The organism is Amycolatopsis lexingtonensis (genome assembly GCF_014873755.1).
GTDB lineage: Bacteria > Actinomycetota > Actinomycetes > Mycobacteriales > Pseudonocardiaceae > Amycolatopsis > Amycolatopsis lexingtonensis.
On the sequence record NZ_JADBEG010000001.1, the window covers coordinates 4,070,846 to 4,092,079 of the forward strand.

Consider the following 21,234-nt stretch of genomic DNA (forward strand, 5'->3'; position numbering starts at 1 on the left):
CTCGCCCATCCTGCGTGCTCACGAGATCCCGAACTCCTTGCCGAGCAGGTCGAACATTTCGTCGTCCGAAGCCGCGAAGACGTCTTCGCCGTCCGCGCGCTCCGGCCGCAGCCCGTCGAGCAGGCGGTGCAGCCGCCGGGACACCGCGTCCCGGCGGGTTTCGTCGAGGTCACCGGCCGTCATCGCCCGTTCCAGCGCGGCCAGCTCGGCGTCCAGCGGATCGGCCGCGGGCTGACCGTCCGGCACCAGCTCCGCGCGCAGGTACTGCGCCAGCGCGAGCGGCGTCGGGTGGTCGAAGACCAGGCCCTGCGGCAGGTTCAGCCCGGTGCGGCGGGCCAGGAGGTTGCGGAACTCGACCGCGCTCAGCGAGTCGAAGCCGAGCAGGCCGAACTTCGCCTCGGGCTCGATCGCGTCCCCCGAGGCGTGCCCGAGGATCATCGCGGCCGCCGTCCGCACCGCCTTCGACAACGTGCTGACGCGCTCGGGTTCCGACATCCCGGCCAGCTGCTCGGCGAGCGGCGCCTCGGCGGTATCCGGGGCTTTGCGCGCGGCTTCGATGGCCGTGCGGGCGCTGGGGATGCCGTCGAGCAGGTGCGTCGTCCGCATGAGCGCCATGCCGGGCGCGTACCGCGTCCAGTCGATGTCGGCCACGGTGACCGAGGTGTCCCCGCGGCGCAGCGCTTCCCCGAGGGCGAGCAGCGCCCGGCGCGGGGCGAGGGCGGCGGCGCCGCTGCGGCGCATGCGTTCCTGGATGGCCGGGTCGGCCGCCATGCCGACCTCGCCCCACGCACCCCAGGCGACCGACAGCGCGGGCAGCCCGGCGGCGGCCCGCTGTTCGGCGAGCGCGTCGAGCACGGCGTTCGCGGCGGCGTAGCTGCCCTGCCCGGGCCCGCCGACGGTGCCGGCGATGGAGGCGAAGAGCACGAAGAGGCTGAGGCCGGTGGTCAGTTCGTGCAGGTTCACGGCGGCGGTGGTCTTGGGCCGCAGGACCGTTTCGAACCGGCTCGGGTCGACGGCGTCGACCACGCAGTCGTCGAGCACCCCGGCCGCGTGGACGACGCCGCGCAGCGGGAACTCCTCGGGCAGGTTCTCGATGAGGGCCCGCAGGGCGTCCCGATCGGAGACGTCGCAGGCGGCGACGGTCACCCGTGCCCCGGCGGCGGTGAGTTCGTCGGCCAGTTCGCGGGCGCCGGGCGCGTCGAGCCCGCGGCGGCTGGTGAGCACGATGTGGCCCGCGCCGGCGTCGGCGAGCCAGTGCGCGAGCTTGCCGCCGAGGGCGCCGGTACCACCGGTGACGAGCACCGTGCCGTCCGTGGGCACCTCGCCTCCGTGTCCAGTGGACGGTCCGGCCGGGTCGGGCACGAGCCGTCGCACCAGCGCGCCGTTCGCGCGCAGGGCGATCTGGTCCTCTTCCCCGGCCGCGGCCAGGGTTCCGGGCAGCCGGGTCAGTGCGCGGGGTTCGAAGTCCGGCGGCACGTCGACGAGCCCGCCCCAGCGACCGGGGTACTCCATCGCGGCCACCCGCCCCAGACCCCACACCGCGGCCTGCGCGAGGCTGCCCGCCGCGTCGCCCGGCCCGGTCCGCACCCCGCCGGTGGTCAGGCACCACAGCGGCGCGTCGACCCCGGCGTCCCCGAGGGCCTGGACGAGCGTCGCCGTCGTGGCGAGGCCGCCGGGCACCGACGGCGCGTCCGGCGTCGGCGTCTCATCGAGTGCGAGGAGTGACAGCACGCCCGCCGGGCTCGGGAACGTCTCCAGCAGCGCCGTGATCCGCTCGGCCAGCGCCGCGCGGTCCGGCCCGTCGACGACCAGCCGGACGGTGTCCGCGCCCAAGACGTCGACGAGCACATCGACGCGCTCGTCGCCGTCGAGTGCGGCGGGCACCGCGATCAGCCAGTCCTCCCGGCGCGGCGCGGCCGTGCCCGTGAACGGCTGCCAGTCGACGCGGTAGCGCCAGCTGTCCGTTGTGGACCTGTCGACATATCCCCTGCGGTGCGCGGAAAGCGTGGGCAGCACCCGGGCCAGCTCGCCGGCGTCGGCACCGAGTTCGGCGGCCAGCGTTTCGACATCGGTGCCTTCGAGCGCGGCCCAGAAGCCGTCCGCGGGCTCGACCGGCATGGCAGCAACGGGTTCCGGCCAGAACCGCTCGCCCTGGAACGGGTACGTCGGCAGGCGGACCCCGCGCGCGTCGACCCCGGCGAAGAACCGGTGCCAGTCGATCGCCACGCCGTCGACATGCAACCGGCCCAGCGCCGTGACGATCGCCGTCTCCTCGTCGTGCCCCGCCCGCAGCAGCGGCACGAACGTGGCGTCGACGCTCTCGGCGGCCATCCCGCACAACACCGCGTCCGGGCCGACCTCGACGAACCGCGTGACCCCGCGCCCGGCCAGGTCCGCGACGACGTCGCCGAAGCGGACGGTCCGGCGCACGTGGTCGACCCAGTACTCGGCGGTGGCGAACAGCTCCTGTTCAAGCCGCCCGGTCACCGCGGAGAGCAGCGACCGCCGCGGCACCCGCAGGTCGAGCCCGGCGACGACCTTGGCGAAGTCCTCCAGCATCGGCTCCATCAGCGGCGAGTGGAACGCGTGGCTGACGGTCAGCCGCCGGGCCTTCTCGAACCGTTCCGCCACCGCGAGCGTGGCCGCTTCGGTCCCGGCGATCACCACCGACGACGGCCCGTTGACGGCGGCGAGCGCGACGTCCGGGCCGAGCAGCGGCTCGACGTCGGCGGCACTCGCCCGCAGGGCGAACATCGCCCCGCCCGCGGGCAGTTCCTGCATCAGCCGGGCGCGCGCCGCGACGAGCGTGCACGCGTCGGCCAGCGACAGCACCCCGGCGGCGTGCGCGGCGGCGATCTCCCCGATCGAATGCCCGGCCAGGTGGTCGGCCCGGACCCCCCACTCCTCCAGCAGCCGCAGCTGCGCGACCTCGACGGCGAAGATCGCGGGCTGCGCCCAGCCGGTGGTGTCCAGCCGGGCGGCGTCGCCGAAGACGACGTCCTTCAGCTCGGTGCCGAACTCCGCGCAGACCTCGTCGAAGGCGGCCCGGAACACGGGATAGCGGTCGTACAGGCCACGCCCCATACCGAGGCGCTGGGAGCCCTGGCCGGTGAACAGCAGTGCGGTGCCGCCGTCGCGCGCGGTGCCTTCGACGAGGTTCCCGGCCAGGTTTGAGCGCATCGTTTCGACGTCGGCGCCGATGACGACGGCGCGGTGTTCCAGCGCGGCCCGGCGGGTGGCGAGGGCGAGCCCGGTGGCGGCGAGCGGTGTTCCGGCGTCGGCCAGGCGCGCGGCTTGGGCGTGCAGCGCGGTCCGGCTGCGGGCCGACAGTACCCACGGCACCACGGCGGCCGGCGGTTCCGGCGCCGGGGCGGGTGCCTCGGGAGCCTGTTCGAGCACGACGTGCGCGTTGGTCCCGCTGACGCCGAACGCGGACACGCCCGCCCGGCGCGGCCGGTCCACCTCGGGCCACGGCGTCGCTTCGGTGACCAGGTCGATCGACCCGGCCGTCCAGTCCACATGCGACGACGGCGCGTCGACGTGCAGGGTCGGCGGCACCAGGCCGTGGCGCATCGCCTGCACGACCTTGATCACCCCGCCGACCCCGGCCGCGGCCTGCGTGTGACCGATGTTCGCCTTGAACGACCCCAGCAGCAACGGCGTTTCGCGATCCTGACCGTAGGTCGCGAGCAGCGCCTGGGCTTCGATCGGATCGCCGAGGGTCGTGCCGGTGCCGTGCGCTTCGACGACGTCGACATCCGAAGTGGACAGACCGGCGTCGGCGAGCGCGGCCCGGATCACCCGGCGCTGCGACGGGCCGTTGGGCGCGGTGATGCCGTTGGACGCGCCGTCGGAGTTGACCGCGGAACCGCGCACCACAGCCAGTACCTCGTGGCCGCGGCGGCGGGCGTCGGAAAGCCGTTCCACGACGAGCATCCCGACACCCTCGGCCCAGCCGGTGCCGTCGGCCGCGTCGGCGAACGCCTTGCAGCGCCCGTCCGGCGCGAGCCCGCCCTGCTGGCTGGTGCCGAGGAAGTAGTTGGGGCTGGACATCACGAGCACCCCGCCGACGAGCGCCAGCTCGCACTCCCCCGCCCGCAGTGCTTGCGCCGCCAGGTGCAACGCGACCAGCGACGAGGAGCACGCGGTGTCGACGGTCAGCGACGGGCCTTCGAGACCGAGCACATAGGACACTCGCCCGGAGACCGCGCTGGCCGCGTTGCCGAGCCCGGCGTGCGCGCCGACGTCGGCGTCGCTGCCCGCGAGGACGCTCGCGTAGTCCTGGCCGTTGGTGCCGACGAACACGCCGGTCGGGGTGGCGCGCAGGCCGAGCGGGTCGATCCCGGCGTCTTCCAAGGCCTCCCAGGAGGTTTCCAGGACCTGCCGCTGCTGCGGGTCCATCGCGAGGGCTTCGCGCGGGGAGATGCCGAAGAACGCGGCGTCGAAGCGGTCGATCTCGTCGAGGAACCCGCCGTAGGTGGTGGCGGACGCGCCCGCGGCGAGCGTCGCGAGGTCCCAGCCGCGGTCGCGGGGGAACGGGCCGACGGCGTCGTGGCCGTTCGCGACCATCGTCCAGAGGTCTTCGGGCGAGCGAACGCCCCCCGGGTAGCGGCAGCTCATGCCGACGATGACGACCGGGTCGTCGGTGCGCGCCCGGGCCCGGCGGACCGGGCCGGCGCGCTCGTCGTCGCCGAAGAGCCCGGCCAGCAGCAGGCGGGCGACGGCGGCCGGGGTCGGGTGGTCGAACACGAGCGTGGCCGGCAGGTCGAGCGCGGTGGCCGCGGTGAGCCGGTTGCGCAGCTCGACCGACATCATCGAGTCGAAGCCGAGGTCGGTGAAGGGATCGCCGGTACCGACGGCGCCGGTGTCACCGTGGCCGAGCACGGCGGCGACGGTGGTGCGGACCAGGTCTTCGGCCGCGCGGACGCGGTCCGCGTCACCGAGCGCGGCCCAGTCTCCGGCGACCGGGCTCGCCGGCACCCGGACCGGCGTGGCCGGCGCGGCTTCGATCTCGCGGACGGCACCGCCGAACTCGACCTCGGCGGCGGTGAACACGGGCCGGTCCGCGGAATCGAGCAGGGCGAGGCTTACCGTCGTGCCACCGAGCGGGGCGACGCGCAGCCGTAGCCGCGTCAATCCCTGTGCGTGCAGGGAAACCCCGCGCCAGGTCACCGGTTCCTCGCCGCACGCTTGAACAGCTTCGGCGAGGAGCAGGGGGTGGAGGTCGAAGGCGCCCGCGTCCCCTTCGAGCGAGACGTCGGTCAGGTAGGCGCCTTCGGCCAGCACGGCGGGTTCCGGGCCCGCGGTCGCGGCCAGGGTGCCGGTGGCGTGGTGGGTCCAGGCCGTGGTTTCGGTGGCGGAGTGGACGTCGACCTTCCGGCGGCCGTCGGGGTCGGGCGGGCCGACCCGCACCTGCAGCACGACGACGTCCTTCGCCGCCAGGACCAGGGGTTCGGTGAGGGTGAATTCGGCGATCTCCGGGCAGCCGAGGTTGCGGGCCGCGCGCAGGGCCAGTTCGAGGAAACCCGTGCCGGGGAAAGACGTCCGGCCGGTGAGCCAGGGCTGGATGGCCGGGGACACGGTGCCGGTGAGCACGGTCTCGGTGCTCGCGGCGACGTCGAGGACGGCGCCGAGCAGCGCGTGCCGCACGGGGGTGAGGCCGAGCCCGGCCGCGTCGCCGGTACGCGGGGTGAGCGTGGGCCAGTAGCGCTCGCGCTGGAAGGCGTAGGTGGGCAGGTCGACCGGGCGGGCGCCGGGGTGCACGGCCGCCCAGTCGACGGTGCCGCCCGCGACGTGCAGCGCGGCCAGCCCGGCGATCAAGGCGGTGGCTTCGTCGTGGTCCTTCCGCGCGAGGGGGATCGCGCCGTTCACGAGTCCGGAAAGGACGGCCGACGGGCCCAGTTCGGCAAACCGCGTGACTCCGGACTCGGTGAGCCGGTCGACGGCGTCGCCGAAGCGGACGGTGTCGCGGACCTGCCGCACCCAGTACTCCGGGTCGGTGACGTCGCCACCCGCGACGACCGGGATGTGCGGCTCGGCGAAGGAGAGTTTCGTTACCACGACGCGGAAGTCGTCGAGCATCGGGTCCATCAGGCGGGAGTGGAACGCGTGGGACACCTTGAGCCGCCGGGCTCCGGGGAACCTGGCGGCGACCGCGGTGACGGCGTCCTCGGGGCCGGAGAGCACCACCGACTCCGGGCCGTTCACGGCGGCGACGTCGACGTCCTCGGCGGCGACGTCCACTTCGGACGCCCGGACCGAGATCATCGCACCGCCCTCGGGCAGCGCGCCCATCAGCTTCGCGCGGGCGGACACGAGCGTGCAGGCGTCGTCAAGCGAGAGCACCCCGGCGACGTGCGCGGCCGCGATCTCCCCGACCGAATGCCCGGCCAGGAACGCCGGGCGCACGCCCCACGACTCCAGCAGCCGGAAGAGGGCGACTTCGTAGGCGAACAGCGCGGGCTGGGCGTGCTCTGTCCGATCGAGACGGTCGTCGGTGACCACGCCGAGGCGTTCCGAGATGTCGGCGAACGTCTCGGCGAAGACCGGGTGCACCTCGGCGAGCCGGGTGCCCATTCCGAGTCGCTGCGCGCCTTGGCCGGAGAAGAGGAACGCGGTCTCGCCACGCGACGCTGTTCCGGTGGTGACGTTCGCGGCGGAACCCTGCTCGAGCCAGGAACGCAAGCCGTCGCGCAGGTCCGCGGTGTCCGTTCCGGTGACCGCGAGACGGTGCTCGAAGGCCGTGCGGGTGGTCGCGGTCGACAAAGCGACGTCGGCCGGGTCGGCGTCGGTGGTGGCGGCTAGGAGGGCCTCGGCCTGGGCACGCAGGGCGGGTTCGGACCGGGCGGAGACGAACCACGGCACGGGTCCGGCGGCGCGCGGCCCGCGGTCGGCCGGCTCGGGTTCGGGAGCCTGCTCGATGATCGTGTGCGCGTTGGTGCCGCTGACCCCGAAGGACGAGACGGCGGCGCGGCGCGGACGGCCGGTCTCCGGCCACGCTTCCGGCTCGGTCACCGGCCGGACGGCACCGGCTGGCCAGTCCACTTCGGACGAAAGCCGGTCGGCGTGCAGGGTGCGCGGCACCTCGCCGTGCCGGATGGCCAGGACGGCCTTGATGATCCCGGCGACCCCGGCCGCGGCCTGGGTGTGCCCGAAGTTCGACTTGACCGAGCCGATCAGGAGGTCGTGCTCGCGGTCGCGGCCGTAGGTGGCCAGCAGGGCCTGTGCTTCGATCGGGTCGCCGAGCCGGGTGCCGGTGCCGTGCGCCTCGACGACGTCGATGTCCTCCGTGGACAGTCCGGAGGCGGCGAGCGCGGCGTGGATCACCCGTTGCTGCGATGGTCCATTGGGGACGGTCAGGCCACTGCTGGCGCCGTCGGAGTTCACCGCGGTGCCCCGCAGCACGGCGAGGACGGGGTGGCCGTGCCGCTGGGCGTCGGAAAGCCGTTCCAGGACCAGGATCCCGGCGCCTTCGGCCCAGCCGACGCCGTCCGCGCCGTCGGCGAAGGCCTTGCAGCGCCCGTCCGGCGCGAGGCCGCCCTGCTTGCTGAACTCGGCGAACGCTTCGGGCGTCGCCATGACCGTGACGCCGCCGGCGAGCGCGAGGGAGCACTCGCCGGAGCGCAGCGCCTGCGTCGCCCAGTGCGCGGCGACCAAAGAGGACGAACAAGCGGTGTCGACGGTGACCGACGGCCCTTCGAAGCCGAAGGAGTAGGCGACGCGGCCGGAGAGCACGGCCGCGGTGGTGCCGGTGCCGGCGTGGCCCTCGACGGTCTCCCCGGACGCGGCGAGCAGCTTGCCGTAGCTTTGGCCGTTGGTACCGACGAACACCCCGGTGCGGCTGCCGCGCAGGCTCGCGGGCACGATCCGGGCGCGTTCGAGGGCTTCCCAGGTGACTTCGAGCAGGAGGCGCTGCTGCGGGTCCATGGCGAGGGCCTCGCGCGGGGAGACGCGGAAGAACCCGGCGTCGAACCGGTCGGCCCCGTCGACGAACCCGCCGCGCCACGCGTCGACGTCCCCCAGGCTGATGGTGCTGCGGTCCACGCCGGCCAGTAGCGCGGACCACCCGCGGTCGGCCGGCAGCGGCCCGATCGCGTCGGTGCCGCCGGCGACCAGGTCCCACAGCTGATCCGGCGTCGACACCCCACCGGGAAACCGGCACCCGATCCCGACAACGGCCACCGGCTCCCCGGCGGCGGCTTCCATCTCCCGCACACGCTGCCGCGACCGGTGCAGGTCGGCGGTGACGCGCTTGAGGTAGTCACGCAGCTGGCTCTCGCTGGCCATCCTCGCCTCTCGGTGTCGTCCGGCCGGGACTCGCGGCACCGCGGTCCGGGTTCCGCATCGCTGGAGTCAACCGCGTCCGGCGCCCGCAAACCCTTAGTCTTCGCGCCGCCGGCCGTCCTCGGGCACTTGGCGGCAGCTCGCCAGCGTCTTGAATGACTCATTCAGGTCTTCAGCGGTCCTGAATGACCCATTCAAGACCTTTGCCGGGGCCCACCGAAGCCGTCGCGGAATGTAGGTGATTCACGGAAAGCCCGTTGTTACGGTCGCGGCGGCCGTGTGCTCCCGCCGAGGAAAGGTGCTTCTCCATGAGCCGAGAACGGCGTCCGATCCTGTTCGTCAGCTCACCCGACAGCGGGCTGGTCAACTCCCTGCTCGTGCTGGCGGCGGAGCTGTCCCGGCGCGGGGTCCCCGACGTCTACTTCGCCACCTTCGACAACCGCCGCGCCGAGGTCGAGGCCATCGGGGCCGACGGCACCGGCAGCCGGGTCGGGTTCCGGTCGCTCGGGGCGCCGATTCCCGAGTTGTCCTCCGGTGAATGGGACGACGAGACCTACCACGCGGTCACCCAGAAGTCCCGCTGGAAAGCCCACAAAGCCCTGATGCGCCACACCTTCGACACCCGATTCCGCGACCAGGCCTACCGCGCGCTCACCGAGATCGTGCGCGAGGTCGAGCCGGCCGCGATGGTGATCGATTCGCTGCTGCACGCCGGGTTCGAGCTGGCCGTCACGCAGCGGATCCCGCACGTCGTGAGCGTGCCCTTCTCGGTGAGCAACCACCTGACGAACCTGCCGCCGGGCTTCCCCGTCCCGCACTCCGGGCTGCCGCTGGACATGACCGCCGGGCAGCGCCTGGCGAACGCGTGGTTCGGGTTCCGCCGCAAGGCGCTCTACTTCACCGATTCCCTGCTGCGCAAGCGGGTCGTCGAGTACGTCAAGTCCAACAAGGAGCTCGGCGTCTCACGCCTGGCCGCCAAGTACACGTCCCGCATCGACGAAGCCGCGCTCGTGCTGGTCTACTCGCTCGCCGAGCTGGATTACCCGGTCGACATCCCGGCGCACTTCCGGATGCTCGGCGCGATCGTGCCGCCGCTGCCGGAACTGCCGGACGAACAGGACGTCAAGGGCTGGCTCGACCGGCACGAATCGGTGGTCTACATCGGGTTCGGCACGGTCGTGCGGATGAGCGAGGCCGAGATCAAGGGCCTGGTCGAGGTCGCGCGCCGGCTCGAGGGCAAGCACGCCGTGCTCTGGCGGCTGCCCGCCCAGTCGTGGCACCTGCTGCCGCCGGCCGACGAACTGCCGTCGAACCTGCGGGCCGAGAAGTGGCTGCCGTCGCAGCTCGACGTCCTCGCCCACCCGCACGTCCGCGCGCACTTCACCCACGGCGGCGGCAACGGCTACATCGAGAGCCTCTACTTCGGCAAGCCGCTGCTGCTGCGGCCGCTGTTCGTCGACGGTTACGACCAGGCCGTCCGGGCGCGCGACACCGGCGTCGGGCTGGTGGTCGAGTCCTCGCACGGCATCGACGTCGACGACGTCACCGCGAAGCTGACCGAAGTGCTCGAGAACCCGTCCTTTACCACGCGGGCCCGGGAAATGGCGCGGTTGCAGCACGAGCCGGGCCGGGGCCGGGAGGGTGCCGTCGACGCGCTGCTCGCGCTCGCCGCCGGGACGCCGGCCGCGACCGAGCCGGCCCGGTGATCGAGGCCGCGGGGCTGGCCCGCACCTTCACCTCCGGCGGCCGGGAAGTCGCCGCGGTCCGCGGGGTCGACCTGCGGGTCGAGGCCGGCGAGATCGTCGCGTTCCTCGGCCCGAACGGCGCCGGCAAGACCACGACCATGCGGATGCTCACGACGTTGCTGCGCCCGACCGCCGGGCAGGCCCGGATCGCCGGCGCCGACCTGCTCACCGAGCAGAAACGGGTGCGCCGCCACCTCGGCTACGTCGCCCAGGGCGGCGGCACGGTCGACGAGCGCAAGGTCCGCGAAGAGCTCATGCTGCAGGCCCGGCTCTACGGCCTCAACAAGACCAACGCCGCCGAGCGCGTCCGCGAGATTTCGGGTCAGCTGGGCCTGACCGGCCTGGAAGACCGGCTGACGTCGGACATGTCCGGCGGCCAGCGGCGGCGGCTCGACCTGGCGCTGGGCATGGTGCACCAGCCGGTGGTGCTGTTCCTCGACGAGCCGACCACCGGCCTCGACCCGCAGAGCCGCGCCCACCTGTGGAGCCACATCCGGCGGCTGCGCGACGAGCAGGGCGTGACGGTGTTCCTGTCCACGCACTACCTCGACGAAGCCGACGCGCTCGCCGACCGCATCCAGGTGATCGACGACGGCGTGATCGTCGCCGAGGACACCCCGGACGCGCTCAAGTCCCGCCTGCTCGGCGACGGCGTCGAGGTGACGGTGCCGCCGGACCGCGCGGACCACGCGGAACTGCTGCTCGCCGGCCTGCCCGGGGTACGCGGCCTGCGGCGCGAAGACGCGACGATACGGTTCCAGGTCGCGCAGAGCGAGGAGGTCCTGTCGCCGCTGGTGCGGGCGCTGGACCAGCAGGACATCCCGCTGGTGGCGCTGCGCGTGCAGCGCCCGACGCTCGACGACGTGTTCTTCGCCCTGACCGGCCGGGGTCTGCGCGAGCCGGTCAAGGAGGTCACCGATGCTGCGTGAAGCGATCCTGGTCTACCGCAGCGAGCTGGCGGTGGTGCTGCGGAACAAGCCGTACCTGATGCTGGGCATGATCCAGCCGGTGCTGTACCTGGTGCTGTGCGGGCCGCTGCTGGCGGTGCTGGTCAGCAAGACGCCGGGCGTCCCGGCCCAGACATCGTGGGTCGACCTGACCCCCGCGCTGATCATCCAGATCGCGGCGACGAACGGTGTCTACTGTGGATTCGTCCTGCTGTCGGGCATCAAGGCGGGCGCGGTCGACCGGCTGCGCGTGACGCCGGTGAGCCGCACGGCGCTGAGCCTCGGCCAGGCCCTGCCGTCGGTGACGCTCTCGCTGGTTCAGGGCGTGATCATCCTGCTGCTGGCGAGCCTGGTGTTCGGCGTGGCGGTGAGCGCGGTGGGCGTGGCGCTGGTCCTGGCGATCACGGCGCTGACGGCATTGTCGATCGCGTGCTGCGCGGACGCGATCGTGCTGAAGCTGCGCAACGAAGAGACGTTCTCGTCGATCGTGAACGTCGTGATCCTGCCGCTGACGCTGCTGTCGGGGATCCTGCTGCCGATCACCCCGGACCGGGCCCCGATGTGGCTTTACGTGCTCTCGCGGTTCAATCCGCTGGCGTATGTGGTGGACATCAGCCGGGCGAGTTTCCGGGAGACGTTACCGCTGGTGCCGACTCTGGTGGGTGCGGTGGTGATCATCGCGTTGACCGGGCTCGCGGTGCGCTGGAACTCGCGCACCTTCCAGGCCGTGGCTGCCTGATCTCGCTCCACGAAAAACCGGGCCGGGGATCCTTTCCCCGGCCCGGTTTTTCGTGCCCTCACGCCCCCCGCGGGGGTCAGTCCGTACCCAGCTCCGAGTCGATCAGGCGGAACAGCTCGCCGTCGCTCGCGGAGTCCAGGGACTCCAGGAACTCACTGTCCCCACCCAAACGGTCCAGCAGCGACCGCAGCCGGGTCGTCAGGAAGGCGACCGTCTCGGGCGCCAGCGCAGGATCCTCCGCCAGCGCCTCGAAGCGGGCGAACTCCGCCAGCACCCGCGACGACGGATCCACCGGCTCCGGGCTCAACAGGGACAGCAGGTGCGCGCTCAGCACCCGCGGGTTCGGGTGGTCGAACAGCACCGTCGCCGGCAGCGTCAGACCCGTCGCGTAGCCCAGGCGGTTGCGCAGCTCCACCACCGTCAGCGAGTCGAAGCCGATCTCCGTGAAGCCCGTGTCCGGGTCGATCGCCACCGCCGAGCCGTGGCCCAGGACGCTTGCCGCCAGTTCGCGGACCAGGTCCAGTAGCTCGCGGGTCTGGGCGTCCGGGGCCAGCTCGCCCAAGCGGGGCACGAACGAGCGGACGCCGTCGGAGTCGATGCGGGCCGTGCGGCGGGTTTTCGGGACCAGGTCGCCGAGCACCGGCGGGACGATGTGGCCGCGCAGCACCGCCAGGTCCAGGCCCACCGGGACGACCAGCGCGGCCGGGGACGCGAGCGCCGTGTCGAACAGCGCCAGGCCCTCCTCCGGGGTGAACCGGCGCATGCCGGACTTGGCCAGGCGCTGCGCGTCGACGTCGGCGAGCGTGCCCGCCATGCCGTCCTCCTGCGCCCACGGGCCCCACGCCAGCGACACCGCCGGCAGGCCCTCCGCTCGCCGGGCCGCGGCCAGTGCGTCGAGGAACGAGTTCGCCGCCGCGTAGTTGCCCTGGCCGACGCCGCCGAGCAGGCCGCTCGCCGACGAGTACAGGACGAACGCCGCCAGGTCGAGGCCGCGGGTCAGCTCGTGCAGGTGCCAGGCGCCGTCCACCTTGGGGCGCAGCACCTTCTTCAGGCGCGCCGGGGTCAGCGACCCCACGACGCCGTCGTCGAGAACACCCGCCGCGTGCACCACCGCGGTCAACGGGTGGCCTTCCGGGATGCCCGACAGCAGGTCGGCGACGTCTTCGCGGTCGGCGGTGTCGCACGCCGCGACGCGGACGTCCGCGCCCAGGCCCTTCAGTTCGTTCACCAGGTCCGCGGCCCCGGCGGAGCCGAGGCCGCGCCGGCCGGCCAGCAGCAGGTGGCGGACGCCGTGGTGGGTCACCAGGTGCCGGGCCAGCAGCCGGCCGAGGCCGCCCGTGCCGCCGGTGACGAGCACCGTGCCGTCCGGGTTCCCGATGCCGGGCTCCGGCCGGTCCGCCGCGGGCGCCCGGACCAGCCGGGCGCGGTGCGGGACGCCGTCGCGCACCGAGATCTGCGGCTCCCCGGAGGCGACGGCGGCCTCGACCGCGTCCCCTTCGACCAGCAGGAACCGGCCCGGGTTCTCCGACTGCGCGGCGCGGACCAGGCCCTGCACCGCCGCGGCCGCGGGGCCGTCGCCGGTCTGGAACACGACCTGGACGTCGGTGGCCAGGAAGGACTGCAGCTGCTCGAGGACCTGCGTGGTCGCGCGGTGGGTCGCGGCGACCGGATCGCCGCTCGTGTCCACCGGCACGACGACCACGGCATCGTCCGCCAGGTCGGTGGCGTCCTCGCCGAACACGACGAACCGCCTACCGGACGGCGCGACCGAAGGCAGCGGCGTCCACTCGAGGTGAAACAGCGAGTCGTGCCCCTGCTGCCGCGGGGTGGCGGCTTCCCCGAACGACACGGCTTCCGCGGACGCGATCAGCGCGCCGCCGGGGTCGGTCAGGGTGAGGGCGATCGTGTCCTCGGTACGGCGGAGGTGGACGCGCGCGGCCGCCGCGCCACTGGCGTGGAGCGCGAACCGGGTCCAGCCCGTCGCCGGGCGGAGGGGCAGGTCCAGCAGCGTGACCGCCTGCAGCGCCGCGTCTAGCAGCGCCGGGTGCAGCCCGAACGCGTCGTCTTGGCGCGCGGCGGGCAGCGCGACCTCCGCGAAGATCTCGTCACCCGAGCGCCACGCCGCTCGCAGCCCGCGGAAGGCGGCGCCGACCTCGGCGTGGTCGTCGTAGAAGCCGTCGAGGACCAGTTCCACCGCGGACGGCGGCCAGTCCAGGACAACCGCGGGATCTCCAGCGCCGGGCGCGAGCCGCCCGGCGGCGGTCCGCGTCCACGGCTGCTCGCCTTCGCCTTCCGGCCGGGTCCAGATGGTCAGTTCCCGCGTGCCCGCGGTGCTTTCCGGGCCGACGACGACCTGCGCGTGCACCCCGCCGACCGGCGGCAGCGTCAGCGGGACCTCGACGGTCAGCTCCTCGACGAGGTCGCAGCCGACCTCGTCGCCCGCGCGCACGGCCAGTTCCACGAACCCGGCCTCGGGGAACACGATCACGCCGTCGACGGTGTGGTCGGCCAGCCACGGCTGCAGCTGCGGCGACAGCGCGCCGGTGAACAGGAACCCGCCGGACTCCGGCAGCGCGACCCCCGCGCCGAGCAGCGGGTGCTCCGCCGAGTGCAGGCCGGACAGGCGCAGGTCGCCGTTCGCGCCGTGGAAACCTTCGGGCCAGTAGCGGTCCGGGGCGAACGGGTACGTCGGCAGCGCGACCGGGCGGCCGCCGCCGAAGAACTTCGCCCAGTCCACGGGGACGCGGGCGTGGTGCAGCCGCGCCAGAGCGGTCACCAGGGTCCGGGGCTCGTCCCGCACGGCCGCGACGACTTCGCCGCCGGTCAGGCTTTCGGCCGCCATCGCGGCGGCGACGCCGTCCGGGCCGACGTCGAGGAACGTCGTCACCCCCGCTTCGGCCAGCGTCGTGACGGCCTCGGCGAACCGCACGGCTTCGCGGGCCTGCCGCACCCAGTACTCCGGCGAGGTGAAGTCGGCGTCCCCGGCGACGGTCGAGACGATCGGGATCGACGGCGCCGCCAGCTCCAGCCCGGCCACGACCCGGCCGAACTCGGCCAAGGCGGGTTCGATGAGCGGCGAGTGGAAGGCGTGCGAAACGGCGAGCCGCTTGGTCTTGGCGAAGTGCTCCCCCACCGCGAGGACGGCGGCTTCGGTGCCGGAGACGACGACCGAGCGCGGGCCGTTGACGGCGGCGATCACGACGTCGTCGCCGAGCAGCGGGACGACTTCTTCTTCGCTCGCCACCACGGAAAGCATCGCGCCACCGGGCGGGAGGGCCTGCATGAGCCGGCCGCGCGCGGCGACCAGCCGGCACGCCCCGGCCAGGCTGAACACCCCGGCGACGTGCGCGGCCGCGATCTCGCCGACCGAGTGCCCGGCCAGCTGGTCCGGGGTGATCCCCCACGACTCCAGCAGCCGGAACAGCGCGACCTCGAACGCGAAGATCGCCGCTTGCGCGTACTGCGTCTGGTTGAGCAGGTCCGCGTCGTCGCCGTGCATGACCTCGCGCAGCGGGCGGTCCAGCTCGACGTCGAGGTGGGCGAGGACGGCGTCAAACGCGTTCGCGAACGCCGGGTAGGTGGCGGCGAGCTCGCGGCCCATGCCGAGGCGCTGGCTCCCCTGCCCGGCGAACAGGACGGCGAGCTTGCCCTCCGGCCCGGCGAGGGTCGGCCCGTCGATCTCGCGCAGGCCGGCCAGCAGCTCGTCCCGGTCGGCGGCGACGACCGCGGTGCGGTGGTCGAAGTGCGTGCGGGTCGTCGCCAGTGCGGCGGCGAGGTCGGTCAGATCCGGTTGCGTGGCAACGAAGTCCGCGATCTGCGCGGCCTGGGCGGCGAGCCGCTCCGGGGTGCGGGCGGAGAGGAGCACCGGCACCGGGCCGGTCACCGACGCTTCCTGCACTTCGATCTCGTCGGCCTGTTCGAGGATCACGTGCGCGTTGGTCCCGCTGACCCCGAACGACGACACGGCACCGCGGCGGGCGCGGCCGGTCTCGGGCCACGGGCGCTGCTCGGTCAGCAGCGAGATCGACCCGGCCGTCCAGTCCACTTGGGACGTCGGTTCGTCGAGGTGCACCGTCTTCGGCAGCACGCCGTGGCGGATGGCCTCGACCATCTTGATCACGCCCGCGACGCCCGCGGCCGACTGGGCGTGCCCGAGGTTCGACTTGATCGAGCCGAGCAGCAACGGCTCTTCACGGTCCTGGCCGTAGGTGGCCAGCAGGGCCTGGGCTTCGATCGGGTCGCCGAGGGAGGTACCGGTGCCGTGCGCCTCGACGGCGTCGACGTCTGATGTGGACAGTCCGGCGTTGGCGAGTGCCTGGCGGATCACGCGTTGCTGCGAGGGGCCGTTGGGCGCGGTGAGGCCGTTGGACGCGCCGTCGGAGTTGACGGCGGTGCCGCGCAGCACTGCCAGGGGGGTGTGGCCGTTGCGGCGGGCGTCGGACAGCCGTTCCAGCAGGAGCAGGCCGGTGCCTTCGGACCAGCCGGTGCCGCCCGCGGTCTCGGCGAACGACCGGCAGCGCCCGTCGGGGGCGAGCCCGCCCTGGTAGCTGAACTCGACGAACGCGCTGGGCGTCGCCATCACGGTGACCCCGCCCGCGACGGCCAGCGAGCATTCGCCCGAAGCCAGCGCCCGCGCGGCCATGTGCAACGCGACCAGCGACGACGAGCACGCGGTGTCGACGGTGACCGACGGGCCTTCCAGCCCGAAGAGGTAGGAGATCCGGCCGGACAGGACGCTGGTCGCGGCCCCGGTGAGCAGGTGCCCGGCCAGTTCCGGCGGCGGCGAATAGCCGTTGCCGGAACCGCCGACGTACACGCCGGTGGTGCTGCCGCGCAGGCCTTCGGGGTCGACGCCGGCGCGTTCGAACAGCTCCCACGCCACTTCCAGGAGCTGACGCTGCTGCGGGTCCATCGCGAGGGCTTCCCGCGGGGAGATGCCGAAGAAGCCGGCGTCGAAGTTCGCGACGCCGTCGACGAAACCGCCTTCGTGGACGTAAGACGCGCCGCCCTGCAGGCCGAGCAGGTCCCAGCCGCGGTCGCCGGGGAACTCCGTGATCGCGTCGGTGCCGTCGGCGACCAGGCGCCACAGGTCTTCGGGCGAGCGGACGCCGCCCGGGTAGCGGCAGCTCATGCCGACCACGACGATCGGGTCGCCGTCGACCACCCTGGCTGCGACCGGCGCCGCGGCCTGGTCGTCGTCACCGAGCAGTTCGGTGGCCAGTAGCCGCGCGACGGCGTCCGGGCGCGGGTGGTCGAAGACCAAAGTGGACGGCAGCGTCAGGCCCGTGGCCGCGTTGATCCGGTTGCGCAGCTCGACCGAGGTCAGGGAGTCGAAGCCCAGCTCCTTGAACGGGCGGCGGGGTTCGACCGCGGCCGCGCCCGCGTAGCCGAGCAGGCCGGCGACCTGCTCGCGGACCAGGTCCAGCAGCAGGGTTTCCCGCTCCCGCGGGTCGGCCTCGCGCAGGCGGGCCAGCAGCCCCGACGCCGCCGTGACGTCGCCCGACCCGGTGTCGGCGAGCGCGCGGACCTCGGGCAGTTCGCCGAGCAGGGTGCCGTCGCGGCGCGAGGTGAGCGCCGGGACGAACCGGTCCCAACGGACGTCGGCGAGCACGACGGCGGTGTCGTCGTGGGCGACGGCCTGGCCTAGCGCGAGCAGGGCCTGCTCTACCGGCAGCGGCGGGAGGCCGCGGGCGCGCAGGAACCCGGCGGTCTCCTCGTCTTCGGCGACGCCGGTGTCCGCCCAGGCGCTCCACGCGACGGCGGTCGCGGTCCGGCCGCGGTCGCGGCGGTGCCGGGCGAGCGCTTCGAGGCCGGTGTCGACGGCGGCGCGGTCGCGCTGGCCTTCGGCGCCCCACACCGCGCTCACCGACGTGAACAGCACGAACGCTTCGAGGTCGGTGTCGGCGAGGGCTTCGTCGAGCCGGACGGCGGTGGTCCACGCGTCGGGGGCACCGGTCATCCCGGCGGTGTGCAGGACGGCGGTCAGCGGCCGGTCCCCGGGGATCTCGGTCACGACGTCGGCGCCGGACGCGGTGATCCATTCGGCGACGCGCGCGCCGAAGCCTTCGTCGGCGCCGGTGACCAGCACGGTGCCGTGCGGGCGCCACGGTTCGGCGGCACCCCCGGCCGCGGCGTGGACCAGGCGGCGACCGAAGAGGCCGGACGCGCGGACGGCGACCTGGTCCTCCGGGCCGCCGAGCGCGGCGGCGAACCGGGCGGCGGCCCGCTCGTCGAGCGTTTCGGGCAGGTCGATCAGACCGCCCCACGCCCGCGGGTACTCCAGCGCGAGCACCCGCCCGGCACCCCACAGCGCGGCGCGGGCGGGGTCGGCGAGCGGGTCCGAGCGGCCGACGGACACCGCGCCGCGGGTGACCGCCCACAGCGGCAGCACCGGATCGGCCTCGGCGAGGAATTCGACGAGTGCGGCCGTCGTGGTGAAGGTCGTCCCGTCCAGTTCCAGGAAGGAGACGACGCCGGTGTGGTCGCCGAGTCCGGCCCGCAGGACCTCGACCGGGTCGGCGTCCGCTGCCACCACCAGGCGGTCTGCCTCGAATGGGAGGTCGAGGCCTTCGGGGACGAGTGCGAGCCAGCGTCCGGTCGCGACGGCCCCGGCGGGCAACGGCTTCCACGTGACGCGGTAGCGCCAGCCGTCCACAGCGGACTGCTCGCCACGGCGGCGGCGCCACGACGACAGCGCGGGCAGCACACGGGTGAGCGCGTCCTCTTCGACGTCGAGGGTACTGCTGAGCGCGGCGAAATCCGCGTCGTCGACGGCGGTCCAGAACTCGGCCTCGGCCGGGTCCGCCGTGCTCACCGAAGCGGGCTCGGGCCAGTAGTTCTCGTGCTGGAAGGCATACGTCGGCAGCGGGACGATCTTCGCGCCCTCGGCGAGGAAGGTCGCCCAGTCCGGGCTCACGCCGCGGACGTGCGCCTTGGCCACCGACGTCAGGAACCGGTCGAGGCCGCCGTCGGTGCGGCGCAGCGTGCCGGTGACGACCGCGCGGGCGCCGGCGTCCTCGGCGATCTCCTGCAACGGGACGTTGAGCACCGGGTGCGAGCTGACCTCCAGGAACGCCTGGTACTGCAGGGAAAGCAGTTCACGGATGGCTTCCTCGAACCGGACGCGCTGCCGCAGGTTGCGGTACCAGTAGCCGGCGTCCAGCCGGGTCGTGTCGAGCCACTCGCCGTCCACAGTGGAGAAGAACGGGATCTCCGACGGCCGCGGCTTCAGCCCGGCCAGCGCGGTCGCCAGCTCGTCCTCGATCAGCTCGACGTGCGCGGAATGCGAGGCGTAGTCGACGTCGATGCGGCGGGCCCGCAGCCCGGCCTCGGCCAGCTCGGCCAGGAACTCCTCCCCCGCCGCCGGGTCGCCGGCGACGACGACGGACGACGGGCTGTTGGCCACCGCGACCGACAGCTTGCCCTCGAACCGGGCGAGGCGGGCTTCGACGTCGGCGGCGGGCACCGAGACCGACAGCATCGTCCCGGCTCCGGCGAGTCGGCGCGCGATGGCCTGGCTGCGCAGGGCGACCACGCGGGCGGCGTCGTCGAGGTCGAGCGCGCCGGACACGCAGGCCGCGGCGATCTCGCCCTGGGAGTGGCCGACGACGGCGTCCGGGGTGATCCCGTGCGCCTGCCACAGCGCGGCCAGCGCGACCATCACGGCGAAGGACGCGGGCTGCACGACGTCGACGCGGTCGAGCGCGGCGGCCCCACGCAGGACGTCGGTCAGTGACCAGTCGATGTACGGGGCGAGCGCGGCTTCGCATTCGGCGATGCGGGCGGCGAACACCGGCGACTCGTCGAGCAGCCGGGCCCCCATGCCCGCCCACTGCGCGCCCTGGCCGGGGAAGACGAACACGACGCGGCCGTCGACGTCGGCGACGCCGGTCGTGACCGCCGGGCCCGGGGTGCCGGCGGCCAGCGCGGCGAGGTCGTCGCGCGGGTCCTCGGCGACGATGACGGCCCGGTGGTCGAGGGCAGCACGCGACTTCGCCAGCGACCACGCGACGTCGGCCGCGGAAGCGTCGCCGGAGTCGAGGTGGTCACGCAGGCGGGCGGCCTGCGCGGCGAGCGCGGCTTCGGTCCGCCCGGCCACGACGAACGCGCGCACCCCGGGCCGTGCCTCGGTGTCCGGGCGCTCGACGGGTTCGGGCTGTTCGAGGATGACGTGGGCGTTGGTGCCGCTGATGCCGAACGACGACACCGCCGAACGGCGGACGCGCTCGGTTTCGGGCCACGGCGTGTGCTCGGTGACGACCTCGACGGCACTGGCCGTCCAGTCCACATGGGACGACGGCTCGTCGAGGTGCACCGACTTGGGCACGACGCCATGGCGCATGGCCTGCACCATCTTGATCACCCCGGCGACCCCCGCGGCCGCTTGGGTGTGCCCGATGTTGGACTTGACCGAGCCCAGCAGCAGCGGCGTCGACCGGCCCTTGCCGTAGGTCGCGAGGAGGCTCTGCGCCTCGATCGGGTCCCCGAGGGGCGTGCCGGTGCCGTGGCCTTCGACGACGTCCACATCGGACACCGTCAGCCCGGAAGTGGTGAGGGCCTGCCGGATCACCCGCTGCTGCGAAGGACCGTTGGGGGCGGTGAGCCCGTTGGAAGCGCCGTCCTGGTTGACCGCCGAGCCGCGCAGCACGGCGAGGACTTCGTGGCCGTGGCGGCGGGCGTCCGAGAGCCGCTCCAGCAGGACGAGGCCGACGCCCTCGGCCCAGCCGACGCCGTCGGCGGACTCGGCGTAGGACTTGCACCGCCCGTCGCGCGCGAGGCCACCTTGCGCGGAGAAGTCCACAAAGGACCCTGGGGTGGCCATGATCGTGACGCCACCGGCGATCGCCAGCTCGCAGTCCCCGGCCCGCAGGGCCTGCGCGGCCCAGTGCATCGCGACCAGCGACGACGAACACGCCGTGTCGATCGTGACGGCCGGGCCTTCCAGGCCGAGGGTGTAGGAGACGCGGCCGGACAGCACGCTGCCCGCGGTGCCGACCCCGAGGAAGCCCAGTGCTTCTTCGGGGAACTGCGCGCCCTGGCCGTAGTCGTGGTACATCACGCCGGCGAACACGCCCGTTTTGCTGCCGCGCAGCGAAAGCGGGTCGAGGCCGGCGCGTTCGATCACTTCCCAGGAGACCTCGAGGAGGTGGCGCTGCTGCGGGTCCATGGCCAGCGCTTCGCGCGGGGAGATGCCGAAGAGGCCAGGATCGAAGCGGCCCGCATGGTCGAGAAAACCGCCTTCACGAACGTACGAACGTCCTCTTTCATCGCCGAACAAACCTCCCAGGTCCCAGCCCCGGTCTTCCGGGAACGCTCCGATGCCGTCGCCGCCGTCGAGCACGAGGTCCCACAGCTCTTCGGGCGAGGTGACCCCGCCCGGGTAGCGGCAGGCCATAGACACGATTGCCACGGGTTCCGGTTCCGCCGTTTCGAGCTCCTCGACGCGCTTGCGCGTCTTGGCCAGGTCGGCGGTGACCCACTTCAGGTACTCGACGAGTTTCTTGTCCTCGGTCATGACGGC

Annotated in this window: 4 protein-coding genes and 1 pseudogene; 3 read left to right on the forward strand and 2 right to left on the reverse strand. The window is 73.6% G+C overall.

The features are described 5' to 3' along the window. Positions 1-18: 18 nt before the first annotated feature. Positions 19-8,268, reverse strand: a pseudogene (locus H4696_RS50185) (type I polyketide synthase); the annotation flags it as partial. A 323-nt stretch (positions 8,269-8,591) separates the two neighbouring features. Here H4696_RS50185 and H4696_RS18195 point away from each other — a divergent pair. Genes H4696_RS18195 through H4696_RS18205 form a run of 3 tightly spaced genes read left to right on the forward strand, consistent with a single transcriptional unit; the run spans position 8,592 to position 11,714 of the window. Continuing rightward, the gene (locus H4696_RS18195; RefSeq protein WP_086863764.1) at positions 8,592-9,989 is read left to right on the forward strand and encodes a glycosyltransferase; all 1,398 of its coding nucleotides are present in this window, start codon (positions 8,592-8,594) and stop codon (positions 9,987-9,989) included. After that, positions 9,986-10,957: an ATP-binding cassette domain-containing protein gene (locus H4696_RS18200; protein WP_086863763.1), complete on the forward strand. Its 972-nt coding sequence runs from the start codon at positions 9,986-9,988 to the stop codon at positions 10,955-10,957. Before H4696_RS18195 ends, H4696_RS18200 begins: the two co-directional genes overlap by 4 nt. Further along, the gene (locus H4696_RS18205) at positions 10,947-11,714 is read left to right on the forward strand and encodes an ABC transporter permease (protein ID WP_086863762.1); all 768 of its coding nucleotides are present in this window, start codon (positions 10,947-10,949) and stop codon (positions 11,712-11,714) included. Before H4696_RS18200 ends, H4696_RS18205 begins: the two co-directional genes overlap by 11 nt. Before the next feature lie 76 nt (positions 11,715-11,790). On the opposite strand, the gene H4696_RS51055 is transcribed toward H4696_RS18205, so the two are convergent. Beyond that, the gene (locus H4696_RS51055; protein WP_192782384.1) at positions 11,791-21,228 is read right to left on the reverse strand and encodes a type I polyketide synthase; all 9,438 of its coding nucleotides are present in this window, start codon (positions 21,226-21,228) and stop codon (positions 11,791-11,793) included. Positions 21,229-21,234: the final 6 nt, after the last annotated feature.